The 14399-nt window shown below is 63.9% G+C and carries 16 protein-coding genes and 1 pseudogene; 5 read left to right on the top strand and 12 right to left on the bottom strand.

What is annotated here, in order from left to right; genetic code table 11:
• The first annotated feature begins 306 nt into the window (after positions 1-306).
• On the top strand, positions 307-591 hold the full coding sequence (locus V1293_RS33115) for a type II toxin-antitoxin system Phd/YefM family antitoxin (protein ID WP_334515631.1): 285 nt from the start codon (positions 307-309) through the stop codon (positions 589-591).
• Positions 588-770, top strand: a pseudogene (locus tag V1293_RS33110) (PIN domain-containing protein); the annotation flags it as partial. The gene V1293_RS33115 and the pseudogene V1293_RS33110, both read left to right, overlap by 4 nt.
• Positions 771-820: 50 nt before the next feature.
• On the opposite strand, the gene V1293_RS33105 reads toward V1293_RS33110, so the two are convergent.
• The 6 genes from V1293_RS33105 to V1293_RS33080 form a co-directional block, all read right to left on the bottom strand.
• Positions 821-2734 carry a nitric oxide reductase activation protein NorD gene (locus tag V1293_RS33105; protein ID WP_334515629.1) on the bottom strand — a complete coding sequence of 638 codons (1914 nt, stop codon included), beginning with the start codon at positions 2732-2734 and terminating at the stop codon, positions 821-823.
• Positions 2735-2737: 3 nt separating this feature from the next.
• The gene (locus tag V1293_RS33100) at positions 2738-3547 is read right to left on the bottom strand and encodes a CbbQ/NirQ/NorQ/GpvN family protein (protein ID WP_334515627.1); all 810 of its coding nucleotides are present in this window, start codon (positions 3545-3547) and stop codon (positions 2738-2740) included.
• A gap of 58 nt (positions 3548-3605) precedes the next feature.
• Entirely contained in the window at positions 3606-4952 is a 1347-nt protein-coding gene (locus V1293_RS33095) for a cbb3-type cytochrome c oxidase subunit I (RefSeq protein ID WP_334515625.1), read from the bottom strand.
• 37 nt (positions 4953-4989) lie between these two features.
• Entirely contained in the window at positions 4990-5442 is a 453-nt protein-coding gene (locus V1293_RS33090) for a c-type cytochrome (RefSeq protein ID WP_334515623.1), read from the bottom strand.
• A 124-nt stretch (positions 5443-5566) separates the two neighbouring features.
• A complete protein-coding gene (locus tag V1293_RS33085; protein ID WP_334515621.1) occupies positions 5567-5839 on the bottom strand; it encodes a cytochrome C oxidase subunit IV family protein in 273 nt (90 codons plus the stop codon).
• A 3-nt stretch (positions 5840-5842) separates the two neighbouring features.
• Positions 5843-6418: a cytochrome c oxidase subunit 3 gene (locus tag V1293_RS33080; RefSeq protein WP_334515619.1), complete on the bottom strand. Its 576-nt coding sequence runs from the start codon at positions 6416-6418 to the stop codon at positions 5843-5845.
• 167 nt (positions 6419-6585) lie between these two features.
• Between V1293_RS33080 and V1293_RS33075 the strand changes: the two genes are divergently transcribed.
• Positions 6586-6741 (top strand): hypothetical protein, encoded by a 156-nt coding sequence (locus tag V1293_RS33075; protein ID WP_334515617.1) that lies wholly within the window; start codon positions 6586-6588, stop codon positions 6739-6741.
• A 46-nt stretch (positions 6742-6787) separates the two neighbouring features.
• Here the strand turns inward: V1293_RS33075 and V1293_RS33070 are convergent, their stop codons facing one another.
• The 6 genes from V1293_RS33070 to V1293_RS33045 all read right to left on the bottom strand — a co-directional run bounded on the left by V1293_RS33070 (position 6788) and on the right by V1293_RS33045 (position 12101).
• Complete coding sequence (locus V1293_RS33070) at positions 6788-7684, bottom strand: 4Fe-4S binding protein (RefSeq protein WP_334515615.1); 897 nt, start codon at positions 7682-7684, stop codon at positions 6788-6790.
• A gap of 16 nt (positions 7685-7700) precedes the next feature.
• Positions 7701-8015, bottom strand: coding sequence for a metal-sulfur cluster assembly factor (locus V1293_RS33065; protein WP_334515612.1), 315 nt, complete (start codon positions 8013-8015; stop codon positions 7701-7703).
• Positions 8012-8515, bottom strand: coding sequence for a DUF2249 domain-containing protein (locus V1293_RS33060; RefSeq protein ID WP_334515610.1), 504 nt, complete (start codon positions 8513-8515; stop codon positions 8012-8014). Before V1293_RS33060 ends, V1293_RS33065 begins: the two co-directional genes overlap by 4 nt.
• A 35-nt stretch (positions 8516-8550) precedes the next feature.
• On the bottom strand, positions 8551-9540 hold the full coding sequence (locus V1293_RS33055; RefSeq protein WP_334515608.1) for a hypothetical protein: 990 nt from the start codon (positions 9538-9540) through the stop codon (positions 8551-8553).
• 358 nt (positions 9541-9898) lie between these two features.
• The gene (locus V1293_RS33050; RefSeq protein WP_334515605.1) at positions 9899-11077 is read right to left on the bottom strand and encodes an NnrS family protein; all 1179 of its coding nucleotides are present in this window, start codon (positions 11075-11077) and stop codon (positions 9899-9901) included.
• Between the two features lie 583 nt (positions 11078-11660).
• Positions 11661-12101 carry a pseudoazurin gene (locus V1293_RS33045; RefSeq protein ID WP_334515604.1) on the bottom strand — a complete coding sequence of 147 codons (441 nt, stop codon included), beginning with the start codon at positions 12099-12101 and terminating at the stop codon, positions 11661-11663.
• A gap of 215 nt (positions 12102-12316) precedes the next feature.
• Between V1293_RS33045 and V1293_RS33040 the strand changes: the two genes are divergently transcribed.
• On the top strand, positions 12317-13039 hold the full coding sequence (locus V1293_RS33040) for a Crp/Fnr family transcriptional regulator (protein WP_334515603.1): 723 nt from the start codon (positions 12317-12319) through the stop codon (positions 13037-13039).
• Between the two features lie 229 nt (positions 13040-13268).
• Complete coding sequence (gene nirK / locus V1293_RS33035; protein ID WP_334515601.1) at positions 13269-14396, top strand: copper-containing nitrite reductase; 1128 nt, start codon at positions 13269-13271, stop codon at positions 14394-14396.
• The last annotated feature ends 3 nt before the right edge of the window (positions 14397-14399 follow it).

Here is a 14399-nt window from a genome sequence, read left to right as displayed (position 1 = left end):
CCGCCGCTCAAACCGACCGTTACAGTTTTATCCAACTCGCCGTTTTCGAATGCGAGGGTAGGCGCCTCCCCTGACATCAATAATTTCAGGCTAATGAACTCGGTCGAATTTGCCTTGAGCGCCGAGCAAAGCCTTCGCGCTGCCAAGCCGCACGGCGGGCGGCCGGGATCCGCGCCAAGACACGGATGCGGGCAGCGCCGTCTCTCCTTGGGCGGAATTACCCCTTTCTGAAGCGTAACTTGCCTATTGCGCGGGCAGTTTCGGCCAATATTCACTATAGTCATATTGGTCATTGAAGGTTTTGACATGACAAATGCCAACAAGAGACCCTCCTCGCCGCCTCCTGGCGGCACCTGGACTCTCGCGGTCGCCAAGGCCCGGCTCTCGGAGGTGGTTGATCGCGCCCAGGCCGGCCCCCAAACCATCACCCGCAACGGCAAGCCGAGTGCGGTGATCGTTTCGGCCGAGGAATGGGCGCGCAAGACCGCGCGCAAAGGCACCTTGGCCGAGTTCCTGCTCGCATCGCCGCTGCGCGGCGCCGATCTCGAGCTGGAGCGCCAGCGCGACACGCCTCGTGACGTGACGCTGTGAACCTCCTGCTCGATACCAACGTGCTGTCGGAGGTGCAGCGACCGGCGCCCGATCTGAAGGTGATCGGCTGGCTTGATGCCGTCGACGAGGACCGGGTGTTCATCACTGTCGCCTCGATCGCCGAACTTCGGCGCGGCATTGCTTTGATGGACGACGGCCGCCGACGCGCCGCGCTGGCGGGACCCACGCCGATTAGCAGTTGCCCGGCGCATCGCTGAGCGGCCGTGCGTCAGCGGGCCAACTGTCGGTAGATCGATGGAAGCGCCGCCGGCAGTCGACGGATGTTGCCGACGATGGCGTAGCCGCCGCACCCGAACAAGGCAGGAAAGTAGGACTGGGCGCTTGCGTCGACCGTGACGCCGAACACCGCAACGCCCAGCCGTCGCGCCTCCCGCACGGCCTTACGGGTGTCTTCAACCGCAAAGCGGCCTTCATAGTGATCGACGTCGTTGGGCTTCCCGTCGGTCAGCACCAGCAGCAGCTTTTTGCGCTGCGGCTGGCCGGCGAGCTCGGCGGCGGCATGACGCACCGCCGCGCCGATGCGCGTGTAGTAGCCCGGTTTGAGCGCACCGATGCGTCGCTCGACGGCAACGCCCATCGGCTCCTCGAACGACTTGACGGTTTCGACGCGCACCCACGAGCGCCGTCGCGATGTGAAAGTCAGGATGCTGTGATGGTCCCCACAGGCCGACAGCCCGTGGACGAGGACGAGCAGCGCCTCCTTCTCCACGTCGAGAACGCGCTGGCCTTCGACCCACGCATCAGTGGAGAGCGAGACGTCGACCAACAGCGTCGCTGCGAGGTCGTGCCGCTGCGGCCGCATCGCGACGTGGACCCGATCGAGTGATCCGCTACCCGCCCGCAGATCGCATCTCGCGCGGACCAGCGCATCGAGATCGAGATCGAATCCGTCGGCCTGGCCGCGCATCACGTCATGCTGCGGCCGCAGCGCCTCGAAGCGCCGCCGCACATGACGGACGTGCCGCAGGATGTTCGCGTCCGGAGTCCAGCTTTCTCCAAGCTCCGGCGCCGGGCCCGTCAACACCCGGCAATGATCCGGCAAATTGACGCCGGCGCGATAGTCCCACTCCGGATAAAGGCGGCCGCTGCTCAGCCGTGTTGCATCGACGGCTTCCGGCGGCAGGTCGAGATCGAATTTCAGCTTGGTCGCAGGCTTGCCGCGGCGTCGGCTGATTGCGAGTTCGTCGAGATCGTCGGCCGCCTTGCGGGCGTCGTCGTCCTCGTTGTCATCGGAGGGGCGATCGACGTTCACCATCTCCGCCATCGCGAGGATCTTCTCGAAGCGGTTCAGGATGAACGGATCGCGCTTGCCGCCGTCGTCGCGTTCGCGGACGGCCCTGCGCTTGCGCGTGTCCGGCGCGTCCGCCTCATCAACCGGCACGGGCGCATCGTCGTCACCGGCCGGGGCAGCAACGGCCTCGCGTGTCCAGCAATCCCCCCACAGCGGACAAGGCAGCATTGGTCGGTATCCGGGCGGCGCTTCTGCCGGCAAGTCGGCGGCGCCGATCACGGCCGGCCACAGCCGGCCTTCCGGAGGCGCATCGGCGCCGAGCAGGGCCAGCACGATCCGTTCTATTTCCTGTTCAGCCCGCGGCAGCGGTCTGCGCGGGCGCGCTTGCGCCGTGGCCGCAGCGAGCCGCTCATAGGGACGGATCAGGCCAGGGAATAGCGCGTGGAGTTTTCCGACCGTCTCGCGGGCGCGCCGCAAGGTCAGGAGATCGCGCCGCAGCGGATCGATCTCGTCCGTCGTTGCAGCCGGCGTTGTGGCGAACCACGCGGCCAGCCAGCGGTAGAGCAAGGCGTTGAGCTCGCGATCCGGAAACAGGGCGATCCGGTCCGGCAGGAAGACGGTTGCCCCGTCGCGACCGGGATGATCGATGCTCTCGTCGCCAAGCCCGATGCGCTGCCGCCAGCCGAGCCGATGGCCGGACTTTCGCGATTTGGCGCCAGCGATCTGCACGCCCGCCTCCCCGCCCAGCGCGCGGAACATGATCGCGATCTGTCCTTGCACGTCCGCAAGTGTCGCGGCGTCGCTGGGATAAGCGGGATAGCTCGCCGTGGCGCCGACCAATCGATGCCAGGCGCGGCCAACCGTTTCCTCAAGTTCGAGGAAGTCAAGCATGCCTCATCCGATCACGGCGCGGGCCACGTCGAGCAGCGCGGCCTTGACGTCGGCATCGTCGGTGAGCGGCTCGATCATGCCGGCAAGCACGGCATCCAGAAGCGGAATGCCGGCTGAAATCAGCGTCGCGCAGTAGACAATCAGGCGCGTCGATACCCCTTCCTCAAGGTCCTGTCCCTTGAGCGCACGCAGCCGGCCTGCAAGCGCCACCAGCGGTCGCACGCGGTCGGAGGCAAGTCCGCTCTCGGCGGCGACGACCTTGATCTCCTGCTCGGCCGGAAGGAAGCCGAATTCGATCGCGACGAAGCGCTGGCGCGTCGATGGTTTCAAGGCCTTCAGGAGACTTTGATAACCGGGGTTGTAGGACACGACCAGCATGAAGCCCGGCGGCGCGACCAACTCCTCGCCCGTGCGCTCGAGCGGCAGGATGCGACGATCGTCCGTCAACGGGTGCAGCACGACGGTGACGTCCTTGCGCGCTTCCACGACTTCATCGAGATAGCAGATGCCTCCTTCCCGCACGGCGCGGGTCAGCGGACCGTCGGCCCAAACCGTGTCTCCGCCCTTGAGCAGATAGCGTCCGGTGAGATCGGCCGCCGTGAGATCGTCGTGACAGGCGACCGTGTGCAGCGGCAAGGCGAGCCGCGCCGCCATGTGGGCGACGAAGCGGGTCTTGCCGCAGCCGGTCGGACCTTTCAGCAGAACCGGCAGGCGACGCTGCCAGGCTTGTTCGAACAGCGTGCACTCGTTGCCGCTCGGGACGTAAGCCGGAAGCTCGGGTGCCGCTGCGACGGCGTGAAGTGCGACCTTCATTTCGATTCTCCAGTATTGAAGCGGCGGCCGGCCACGTCGATGACCGGCCGCCTGACGCCTATTCCGCTGGCTGCAGCGCGCCGGGGGCGACCGCCTGCCGTTCGCGGCCCGGCACCAGAACCGCCCACACGAACATCAGGGCCGAGACCAGAACGCAGATGCCGGAACCGAGCCGGACCCAGTAGAACATCGCAAGCTGGTCCTGCACTTCCATGAAGTTCTGGCCGAGCACGCGCTGCAGATGAACCTGCACCACGCCCGCGAAGGTCAGCGCGAAGGTCATCGTCATCATGGCGGTGCACATGATCCAGAAGCTCGCCATGCTGAGCCACTGATTGTACGGCGCCCGCTGGCGCAGTTGCGGGATCGCGTAGGCCATGACAGCGAGATTCAGCATCACGTAAGCGCCAAAGAACGCGAGATGTCCGTGCGCCGCCGTCACCTGGGTGCCGTGCGTGTAGTAGTTCACCGAGGACAGGGTGTGCAGGAAGCCCCACACGCCGGCGCCGAGGAATGCCATCACGGAACAGCCGACCGACCAGAGCAGCGCGGCCCGGTTCGGATGTTTGCGGCCTGCCTTCCAGGTCATCTGCACGGTGAAGATCACCATGGTGAAGAACGGCGCGACCTCAAGCGTGGAGAACAGCGAACCAATCCACTGCCAGTAGCCGGGCGCGCCGATCCAGTAGAAGTGATGGCCGGTGCCCAGGATGCCGGAGAAAAGCGCGAGACCAATGATGACGTAGAGCCACTTCTCGACCACCTCGCGATCGATACCGTTGAGCTTGATCATCAGGAAGGCCAGCACGGAGGCCATGATCAGTTCCCAGACGCCTTCGACCCACAGGTGCACAACGTACCACCAGTACATCTTGTCGACGGCCAAGTTTGCCGGGTTATAGAACGCAAACAGGAAGAAGATCGCGACACCCCACAGGCCGAACAGCAGGATGTTGGTGACCGTGGTCTTCCTTCCCTTCAAGGCCGTCATCGTCACGTTGAACAGGAACATGAGACAGACGACGACGATGCCGACCTTGATCACGAACGGCTGCTCGAGGAATTCGCGGCCCTCGTGGTAATGGAAAAGATAGCCAACGACGGCGATGCCGGCCGCGCCGAAGAACAGCCAGAACTGGATTTTTGCCAGTAGCGGGCTGAACAGTTCGGTCTCGGTTTCCTCCGGCAGAAGATAGTAGGTCGCGCCCATGAAACCGATCAGCGACCACACGATCAATGCGTTGGTGTGTATCATCCTGACGATGTTGAACGGCACGAGAACGGACAGGGTGTTGGGGAGGACGTAGATGGTTCCGGCCAAAACGCCGAAGAGCACCTGCGCGAGGAAGAGCGTCAGCGCGCCATAAAAATACAGCATCGCGACTTTCTGGGTTTCATATCTCATCGTGAGGTTCCTAAAACGGGCTGTCGGGGTGGGATGCTCAGCCGGCCTTGTTCGGCGGCCAGTTCTGCGTCTTGATGCTGTTGGTCCATTGCAGGAAATCGGCGAGGTCGTTGAGTTCCTGGTCGGTGAGGTTGAACTGCGGCATCTGCCGGCGGCCCGGCGCGCCCGACGGCTGCGCCTGCATCCATGACTTCAGGATTTCCTTGGCGGTGGCGGGATCCTCTTTGCCGCCCCAGCGATCCCAGACGTTGCCGACCTCGGGCGCGAAATACGCGCCCTCACCCAGCAAGGTATGGCAGTTGATGCAGGAGTGCTTCTCCCAGACGTGCTTGCCGCGCGCCACCGAACTGGTCAGCGTCGTCGCGTCCGTCGATGTGGTCACCATGTAGTAGTGGCTGTGCGCCGTCAGCCCGAGGAAGATGGCGAAGAAAAAAGCCGATCCGCCGTAGAAGACGTTGCGGGCCGCCGATTTAGTAAGGCGTTCAGCCATTACGGATCCTTTCCGGTTCGTGTGCTGTAGTTGCGGTCGCGCCAATCTATTTGCCTGCGTCCGGCGCTCTTTGCGCCGGATCAAGGATCTCGACGATCCCGGCGCGTTCTCCAGGATTTTGTGGTCAGGACAGCAGGACCGAGACGGCGGACACGGCCCAGGCGAAGCCCGCGATGAGCATCAGCCAGGTGGTCACGAGCCCACGCCAGAGCGCCGGCGCGGACCGCAGATCGAGATAATCGAGCAGGATTCTGCGCCCCTTGATTGCCGCAAGGGCGAGAACGGCGCCATCGACCAGTACCGGATCCCGGGCCGCGCCGGCGAGCGCCATGGTCGCGGACGCGAGCGCAATCAGCGCAACCAGCGTGAGATCCAGGCGGTCCGGCGAGTATCGCATGCTTCAGCGCACCAGGTAGATGATCGGAAACATCACGATCCAGACCAGGTCGACCATGTGCCAGAACACCGTTCCGGTCTCTACATGGACGGGATCGGCGCCGCGGCAGACGACCGCGAGAATGACTATACCGAGGCAGACGTGCAGCAGGTGAAAGCCTGTCAGGAGGAAATACAGCGTGAAGAACACGCTCGTCTCGAGGCCGATGCCGCCGGCGATTTCGTGCGCATACTCGACAAGTTTGATCGTCACGAAGGCGCCGCCGAGAGCCATGGCGAGAGCAAGCCAAAGTCGCGCGCGACGACCATCATCAGCGCGTGCCGCTGCTGCGCCCTTCGCGGCGGCCCAGCCGCTGGCCACCAGGACGATCGTATTGTATCCGGCAAGCACCAGGTCGAGCGCGGTCTGTCCCGATGCGAACACGGCGGGCGTGACAGCGCGGGCGACAATGAATGCGCCAAGGAAAAGACCGAAGGCCACGAGTTCGCTGAAGACGAGCACCCACATCATCGGGTCGCCCGGGAGCCCTTCGAAGACCCCCCACCCCGACTCCTCGCCTTCGCAATCCGCAATAGACATCCGATCTCCCGGTCGATGCCTATCATCCCCGACAGAAAGCGGTCTTTGTCGCCGAGCAAACACGGAGGCGGTCAGGCCTATCGCGCCGTTCCTTGCTGGAGCGCAATGTCGGTAGCCTTCGTGAGCGTTAGATAAGACGACCTTTGAAGTAACGAGGACGGAAAGCCATGAGCGACGCACAACTGGGCCTGCTTACCGCCACACCCATCATCATCGCTTTCGCTGGTACCCTGAGGGCGATGGGCGTCCTCTCCACCGTGGCTACCGTGTCCGCGATCGGACTATCGATCGCCATTGCCGTGGTGCTGTTCACGACGCAGTAGGGCGATCGGACAAATCCGTATTCCGCAGTATCCGCCGCCGCGCGTGTCATTCGATGAGTATCGGGGCGGCGATGTCGACACGGTCGTCCTTCGCCAGGTCGATGCCGAGCGACAGCGACCACTTCCCGCTCGCCGCGGCCGTCAGGCGGACGCGCCAGCTATCGGCTCCCATGCGCTCGGCCGTCGCGCTGACGGAAGCAATCCCCTTGTCGGGATTGGACAGGGTCACGGAAAGCGCATCGGCCACGAGAGGCTTCTCGTCCCCGTCCTCGAGCTGCACCAGAACTTCGACCGGGCCGCTGCGGCCCGGCGACACCGTGATGTTGGCCATCGCGCGCGTTCCGCAGATGTGGGTGGCCGAAACGTCGCCATGCGCGAAGCTCCGCAGCAGTTCCGGCGCATCGGTGAAGTAGAAGATCAGCGTGCCGCCGGTAGCCAGCGAGATCAAGATCCAGGCGGCATGCTTCGCGACGATCTGCATCGCCCGCTCGGCGTCAAGCGGCGCGCCAAAATTCTTCGAGCGCTGGCGCCTGTCGCCCTCAATCAATCCTTCGACGAGCAGAAACAGGTCGGTCCAGACTGTCTGCGGGCAAGCGAAGCCGCACCACAGCCGTCCCGCCAGCGCGTTGGTGAGAATCAGGCTGGTCGAGGCCAGAACGAGAAGCCCCGTGACCAGATAGAGGTCCTGCGGCCAGATCTCGATGAAGAAAGCGTAGAGCCGTCCATGGGCGAAATCGAGCAACACAGCCTGGTCCGGCGCGTTGGGGCCGCGATCCCAGCGAAGGAACGGCGTGACATAGTAGATCGAGAGCGTCAGCAGCAGGACGATCCACTTGATCCGCCGGATCCGCCCGTTGACGGCCTGAGGCATGACCGGCTGACCCGATGCCGCAGCGGCCTTGGCGCGCGTCTTCGCGTGGTTGATCTCGATGGTAAGCGCCACTTCGCCGTCCTCGACTCTAGTTAACCGCGGCAAAGCCAAGCGAGGCCCGGATGACCGGCTCGATGCGAGACGGTGTCCATGGCGGATCGAACGTCATCACGATGTCGACGGAACCTATGCCCGGCACCTGGGCGGCAGCATTCGCGACGCCTTCGTTCAGGAAACGGATGGCGGGGCACCCCGGGGTGGTCGCGGTCATCGTGATGCGAACGGCGTCGTCGACGACCGAGATGTCGTAGACGAAGCCGAGATCGACGATGTTGTGACCCAGCTCGGGATCGATCACGACGCGGAGGGCGTCGCGGATGCGGTCGACGAGTTTGTCCGTCATGACGGAGCCCTGACGGTCAGTTCGTAAGTGGCGCCGTCCGGCGAGAACCCGCCAAGCCAGCGATACCCACGCTTCTCGAGTTGCGGGAACAGAAAGACGGGCTCGCGCCGCAGCAGCGCCGAAAGCGTTTCGCCCGGCCCCAGTTTCTCGGCGGCTGCGAGGATCCGGACCATCGGCTCCGGCGGATCGAGGTCGCGATTGTCGAGCCTGACGGCCGGCTCGGGCCAAGCGTCGAAAACCGGGGCGCCGGAGGGAGACGCGGTCTGTTTCGTCGCCGCGGGCGTGAACAGCACTTCCCACTCGCCGGCATCGAGCGCCTGCGCGGAATGCGCAAATCCTCTATCGGCCATGACGGCGAACAACGGAACGGGTTTGAACGTCGCGTAGAGGCGGAGCCCCTGCCCCGGTTCGAGGCGTTCGAGCGCAGACATGATGACAGAGAACGGCTCACCGCCTGCGCGCAGGATCGGACGGACGTCGACATCGATGTATTCGGTCATGCTTGCTCCTTCCGTTTCATCCTCAGCTCTCATCTTTAGTTTCTGGCAAACAGCAGATGCGGCGCGCACGCGCCGTCCGGAAGGCGCAGCCGGCTCGCGACGTCCGCAAGCCGTCGCGCCCGGATCACTTCACGGACGATGCCGGCGATTGCGACGATCATCATCGCCGCGGCCACCCGGAACGCCGACGGTTGGCCGGCCAGCAGCATCAGTGTGCCGAACCAGACGGCCACGTAATACATCACGAACCATTTCGACGCCCTCGCCTCCGAAACAAGGTCCTGAACGCGCGGGGTCGGGGCCCGTCCCATCACGGGACCGTAGGTCTCGAGCCAGGTCAGGAACGCCACGATCTTGTAGAGCTTGGCGAGTACGAGGCCCGACAGCCAGCCGAATATGGCGAGAAAGGCAAACGCGCCGAGTTGCGCGGCGAAAGCTCCGGTCAAGATGAGCCCCACACCCAGGAGGGCCACCCCCGCGAGACTGGCGAAGGATAGCACCGCCATCCGCGTGTTGAGCTCAAGCTGCCGCCGCTTGCGGCCACTGAAGATTCCGATCACGTCGCGTCCATACAGAGCGATCGTCGCCAGGCCAAGGGCGCCGACCATCGACAACACGACGTTCAATCCGGAAACGAGCCAGATCGCGAGAATTCCGCCAATCACCGCGACGGCGATGGCAAGCGCGCCGGCCGCCAATGTCATATTGCTCTTCCGATCGTCGACATCGCGCGAGAGCATGAACATGGATAGCAGCCGGTAACTCACACCCATGGCCGTCAACGTGAGCCAGCCGCCAAGACCCGCGATCGCGTGCAGCGGGACCCCGGTTGCCAAAATCGATTGCCCGATGGATCCCGCCCACCCCGCATGCGCAAACGCAAAGATCGTGCCGAAGGTTGCGGTGGCACAGAGCGAGGCCAGCCCTGCCAGCACGAAGCGTGCGGGACCGGTCGGCCGCAGCCACGCCGTCAGCCCGAGATCGACGACGATCAGGCCGAACCCGCGCGATGAGCAGGACCGCACCGAGCGGAAGCAGCCAGAGCCAGGCCGGAAGCCGGCCGCCCAATCCCAGGAAACCCGCGAGCAGCGAGATGAGACCGGCGGTCAACAGGCCAAGCGCCGGCAAAGCCCACTTCTCCGAAAACAGCGGCTTTGCCACGAGGACAGGCACGAACTGGAACAGCGCGCCGCACATCGCCACACTGAGCCAGCCGATGCAGACCACGTGCACCAGGACGAGGGTATCGGGCGATGCGAGATGCGCCGCCGGATAGCCGACGCCTGCGACCATCAGCGCCAGCGCGACGAGCAACCACGCGAGCGCCATCGCGAAGTAGCTCATCGTCCATCGTGATATGCTGGCGCCGATCATCGTGCCCCTTCAGAACTTGCGTGTGCTGCACAGGAGCGGGGCGTAAGCGAGCGCGAAGCCCAGAAACGCCGCTGCCCACGCGACGCCCGCGATCATCAGCAGCGGGATCGAATGGGCCGGCTCAAGCGCCGCGCATACCCGGGCCAGCGCCGCGACGACGATCGAAGCGTAGACGAACTGGGTGGCAACGGTCGCCGAAAGCGCCTGCCCCGTGTGGCCGAGCGAAGCGCGGGTCATCACGGCGATCGTCATCGAACCGATCGCGCCACCGGTCCAGGCGTGGATCCCGGCGCTGGCGGCGACAATATCCACTGCCGATAGCGCCGCCAGAACGAACCCGGCCGGCACGAATGCGTAGGCGATATGGAGGATCAGCACGAGGCGGTCCGACACGGTTCGATGGCCGGCCCAGCGCGCCAGGCGCACGACGTGGAGCAAACCGGCGACGCCGAGCGCGGCTGCGACGAAACGGCCCGAAGGCGCCACCACCCACGCGATCATGGCGCAGACGCCCGCGACCATCGCGATCGCATCGAAGCGGCTGAAAGGGACCGGCAGCCGTCCCGGTTCGCGCCGCGCCAGCCAGTTGCGCGTGAAACTTGGAACGATCCGTCCCCCGATCACGCAGACCAGCGTGACCACGAGGGCGACGCCGGCTCGCGTGGAATATTCCGCCAGACCATTGAAATGCGCCTCGACATGAAACGCGACGTTGGCAGCGGCCAGCAGCGAGATGATGCCGACCACCTTCAGATTGTTCCACTTGCGTCCAGCTACGATCTCGCGGGCGGCCGCAGCAGCAAGTAACAGCAGAAAGGCAACGTCGATCACCAGTGCGATTTCCCAGCCGATGAAACCGGAAAATGTCACGGCCAACCTGCCGGCAAGCCAGGCGCCGAACAGGATCGCGAGCGGAACGCCCTGAATCGGGAGGCGGCCCGTCCAGTTCGGCACCGCCGTCAGAAGAAAGCCGGCGATCACGGCGCTCACATAGCCGAACAGCATCTCATGGACATGCCAGTCCCGCGGCGCGAATGTAGTCGGCAGCGAGACGTCGCCAGCGAACACTACGAGCCATAGCGGAACCATGGCCCCGGCATAGATCGCGCCAAACAGAAAGAACGGCCGGAAGCCGTAGGAGAACAGCGCCGGCCCCTGATAGGCTCTTAATTTCTGCATCGTCGCCATGGACGCTCCTTGCTTATTCACGGTGATGCTACGCCGTTCCGATCGAAGCTCTTTGTCGGAGCACAAATTGCAGCATCGTTCCCTTAGGTGTTTGATCTCCGACAAAGATCGTGCCGCCTTCGACCTGCATTGTCGGTTCCGCCGTCAACGGAGAACACGATGCGGATTTTCGAGAGATTACGAGGACGAAGCCGAAGCGAGAGCGCCATCGAACGCAGGATTTTCGAGGCTGTTACCGACGATCTCTTGCGGAAACTTGAGGACGAAACCTCGATTCCGATTCTCGCCGGGAGCCAGGCTGCCTGCTGTTCCTGCTGCTCGGCCGAAGAAAAAGCGCCTCAGTAGCCGGCCTTGCGCTGGATCAATATGCCCTTCGCTTTTGGCGACAGAATAATCGCCAATGTACAGCGCTCTCCCCCCACGATGGCTGGCTTTTGATCGCGCTTGCTCCTGACGTCCGCGCGGCGGGGATTGAGGCGCTGCGTTTCCCGTGCCGACGCAAGTCCAGCGTCTGGTACAATATCTGGATGGACGAGGCACTGCTCATCCATCCAACGCACTGGAGAAGCTGGCGCCAAGATCGCTATCTGGATGCAGTCTTGCTGGCCTCGAACTGGTCGAAGAGCTTCGCAAAGACCTGCTTTGCCTTTCCGACCTGCGGAATGGCCTTGGCCTGGTCGACGTTGCCGGGCTTTCCGACCGCGATCAACGCAACCATCCCCATGCCGTAGTGAGGCAGACACTTTATGCCGTAGACGCCCTCCTGCTCGAACTTGACGGCGATATCCTCGTTGTTCTTGCCGACGAATGGCGCTGCGCCCTCGGGGAGCATGCCCTTGATGGACTCTGCGTTGTGGCCCTTGTCCGTGGACAGGAACTTGACGGTATCGCCGGGTGCGATCTTCACGAAGGCTGGCTCGAACACCATCACTGCGCCATCGGTTCCCTTGTTGAGGAGCTTGATTTCGACCTCCGCGGCCCGTGCGGCCCCGGCCAGGACTAGAGCCGCCCCGGCGGCCAGCATCGCAATCTTTCTCATTTCCCGTTTCTTTCCCGTTTCCTGGAACTGTGCGCCCGGGATCTCCCGGGGCTCCCGGGCAACAGATATCGCCGCTTGATCCTGCCGATGTTGCGCCAGCGCAATCTCCGGGCGGAATCCTGGGCTAAGAACTTGGCAAGCCCGTTGAGGCTTGCTTCGGCCGCGGATACTCTCTGCGGCGCGTTGGAACGAGGATATCGATGGCCTCAGTCGACCGCTCACTGGTCGCGAACCTGCCGATGTTTGCCGGGCTTGCGCCCGACGAACAGGACCAACTGTTGCGGGAAGCGCGCTCGATTCGATATCCGAAAGGCAGCGCCGTCTTCGAGCAGGGCGCGCAAGCCGATCACTTTTATCTCCTGCTTCACGGGCATCTTCGCGTCGAAAAGGTCACGCCGCAGGGGCAGCAGTCCGTTGTGCGCTATGTCTCGGCCGGCGAGTTGTTCGGCGTCGCGCAGGCCATGAACCTGACGCACTATCCGGCGACTGCCGTCGCCGCCGTGGACAGCATCGCGCTCGCCTGGCCCTCGTCGTCCTGGAATCGCCTGATCGCCAAATATCCGAGCCTCGCCTCAAGCGCGTTGCAGACCGTCGGCAGCCGGCTGCAGGATACGCAGGCCCGCGTCCTGGAGATGTCGAATGAGCAGGTCGAACAGCGCGTCGCGCACGCGCTGCTTCGTCTGGCCAAGCAGGCCGGAAGGAAGGTCGATGCCGGCATCGAGATCGACTTTCCCATCAGCCGGCAGGACGTCGCCGAGATGACAGGGACAACGTTGCACACTGTCAGCCGGATTCTCAGCGTGTGGGAGCAGCAGGGACTGGTCGAAGGCGGCAGGCAGCGAATCGTCCTGCGCGATGCGCACAGGCTACATGGCCTCGCCGAAGGTGCAGAAGCCGCTCAGGGGCGCAAGCCCGGGCCTTAGGCTGCGGCACCGTGTCAAGCATCAGATCCGCGGTGAGCCCTGCATCTTTTTTCATGCAACTACCGTAAAACGGTGGTTACCAGTCCTCATTGCTCCCGCGCAAATTTCCGGACAGTCCCCTCCGTCGATCGATAAAGCGTCATTCCTTGTTCCAGCGCAAAGAGTCTCGCAGCCACATCGCGCATTCTGCATCCATCGAATTAGTACACACGAAGCGATGGAGAGCATCATGCTGACGAGAAGGACTGCTTTAATGGGCACCGCAATCGCGGCCCTGATGATGGCCGCGCCGGTCACGGTGAAAGCGGCGGACGACCTCAAGCTGCCGCGCCAGAAAATCGAACTGGTTGCCCCGCCCTTCGTGCACGCCCACGAACAGGCGACCAAGGCGGGACCGAAGATCGTCGAATTCAAGCTGACGATCCGGGAGAAGGAAGTCGTCATCGACGATGCCGGCACGAAATTCCATGCGATGACGTTCGACGGATCGATGCCGGGCCCGATGATGGTGGTCCACGAGGGCGACTACATGGAGCTCACGCTGGTCAACCCCGCGACCAATGCGATGCCGCACAACATCGATCTGCATTCGGCGACGGGGGCTCTCGGCGGAGGCGCGCTGACCAAGGTCAATCCCGGCGAGCAGGCGACCTTGCGCTGGAAGGCGACGCGCCCCGGCGTCTTCGTCTATCACTGCGCCCCGGAAGGCATGATCCCCTGGCACGTCGTCTCCGGCATGCACGGCACGGTGATGGTATTGCCGCGTGATGGCCTGAAGGACGCCGAGGGCAAGGCGCTGCGCTACGACAAGATCTTCTATATCGGCGAGAACGACCTCTATGTGCCGAAGGACGAGAACGGCAAGTACAAGACCTACGAGACGATCGGTGAGTCCTATGCCGACACGACCGAGGTCATGCGCAAGCTGATCCCGACGCATGTGGTGTTCAACGGCCGGGTCGGATCGCTCACCGGCAAAAACGCCATGACCTCGAAGGTCGGCGAGACCGTCATGCTCGTGCATTCGCAGGCCAACCGCGACACCCGGCCCCATTTGATCGGCGGGCATGGCGACTACGTCTGGGAGGCCGGCAAGTTCAACAATCCGCCGCAGAAGGATCTCGAGACCTGGTTCGTTCGCGGCGGCTCGGCCGGCGCGGCCCTCTACACTTTCCGCGAACCGGGCATCTACGCCTACGTCAACCACAACCTGATCGAGGCGGTCGAACTCGGCGCCAGCGCCCATATCAAGGTGGAGGGCAAGTGGAACGAGGACCTCATGAAGCAGGTGTCCCCTCCCGGCCCGATCCCGCCTGACAAGGTCGGCGCCGCCGAACCGGTGGCCGTTACCCGCTAGTGG

It is taken from the genome of Bradyrhizobium sp. AZCC 1693, from assembly GCF_036924745.1.
Lineage (GTDB): Bacteria > Pseudomonadota > Alphaproteobacteria > Rhizobiales > Xanthobacteraceae > Bradyrhizobium.
Note: the sequence above shows the minus strand (reverse complement) of the source record. Positions and strands in the feature narration are given on the sequence as shown.

Excerpts from the sequence above, each read along its gene's own strand:
- V1293_RS33115 (WP_334515631.1), top strand. The coding sequence starts at position 307 with ATGACAAATGCCAACAAGAGACCCTCCTCGCCGCCTCCTGGCGGCACC.
- V1293_RS33105 (WP_334515629.1), bottom strand. The coding sequence starts at position 2,734 with ATGCTTGACTTCCTCGAACTTGAGGAAACGGTTGGCCGCGCCTGGCAT.
- V1293_RS33100 (WP_334515627.1), bottom strand. The coding sequence starts at position 3,547 with ATGAAGGTCGCACTTCACGCCGTCGCAGCGGCACCCGAGCTTCCGGCT.
- V1293_RS33095 (WP_334515625.1), bottom strand. The coding sequence starts at position 4,952 with ATGAGATATGAAACCCAGAAAGTCGCGATGCTGTATTTTTATGGCGCG.
- V1293_RS33090 (WP_334515623.1), bottom strand. The coding sequence starts at position 5,442 with ATGGCTGAACGCCTTACTAAATCGGCGGCCCGCAACGTCTTCTACGGC.
- V1293_RS33085 (WP_334515621.1), bottom strand. The coding sequence starts at position 5,839 with ATGCGATACTCGCCGGACCGCCTGGATCTCACGCTGGTTGCGCTGATT.
- V1293_RS33080 (WP_334515619.1), bottom strand. The coding sequence starts at position 6,418 with ATGTCTATTGCGGATTGCGAAGGCGAGGAGTCGGGGTGGGGGGTCTTC.
- V1293_RS33075 (WP_334515617.1), top strand. The coding sequence starts at position 6,586 with ATGAGCGACGCACAACTGGGCCTGCTTACCGCCACACCCATCATCATC.
- V1293_RS33065 (WP_334515612.1), bottom strand. The coding sequence starts at position 8,015 with ATGACGGACAAACTCGTCGACCGCATCCGCGACGCCCTCCGCGTCGTG.
- V1293_RS33060 (WP_334515610.1), bottom strand. The coding sequence starts at position 8,515 with ATGACCGAATACATCGATGTCGACGTCCGTCCGATCCTGCGCGCAGGC.
- V1293_RS33050 (WP_334515605.1), bottom strand. The coding sequence starts at position 11,077 with ATGGCGACGATGCAGAAATTAAGAGCCTATCAGGGGCCGGCGCTGTTC.
- V1293_RS33045 (WP_334515604.1), bottom strand. The coding sequence starts at position 12,101 with ATGCTGGCCGCCGGGGCGGCTCTAGTCCTGGCCGGGGCCGCACGGGCC.
- V1293_RS33040 (WP_334515603.1), top strand. The coding sequence starts at position 12,317 with ATGGCCTCAGTCGACCGCTCACTGGTCGCGAACCTGCCGATGTTTGCC.
- nirK (WP_334515601.1), top strand. The coding sequence starts at position 13,269 with ATGCTGACGAGAAGGACTGCTTTAATGGGCACCGCAATCGCGGCCCTG.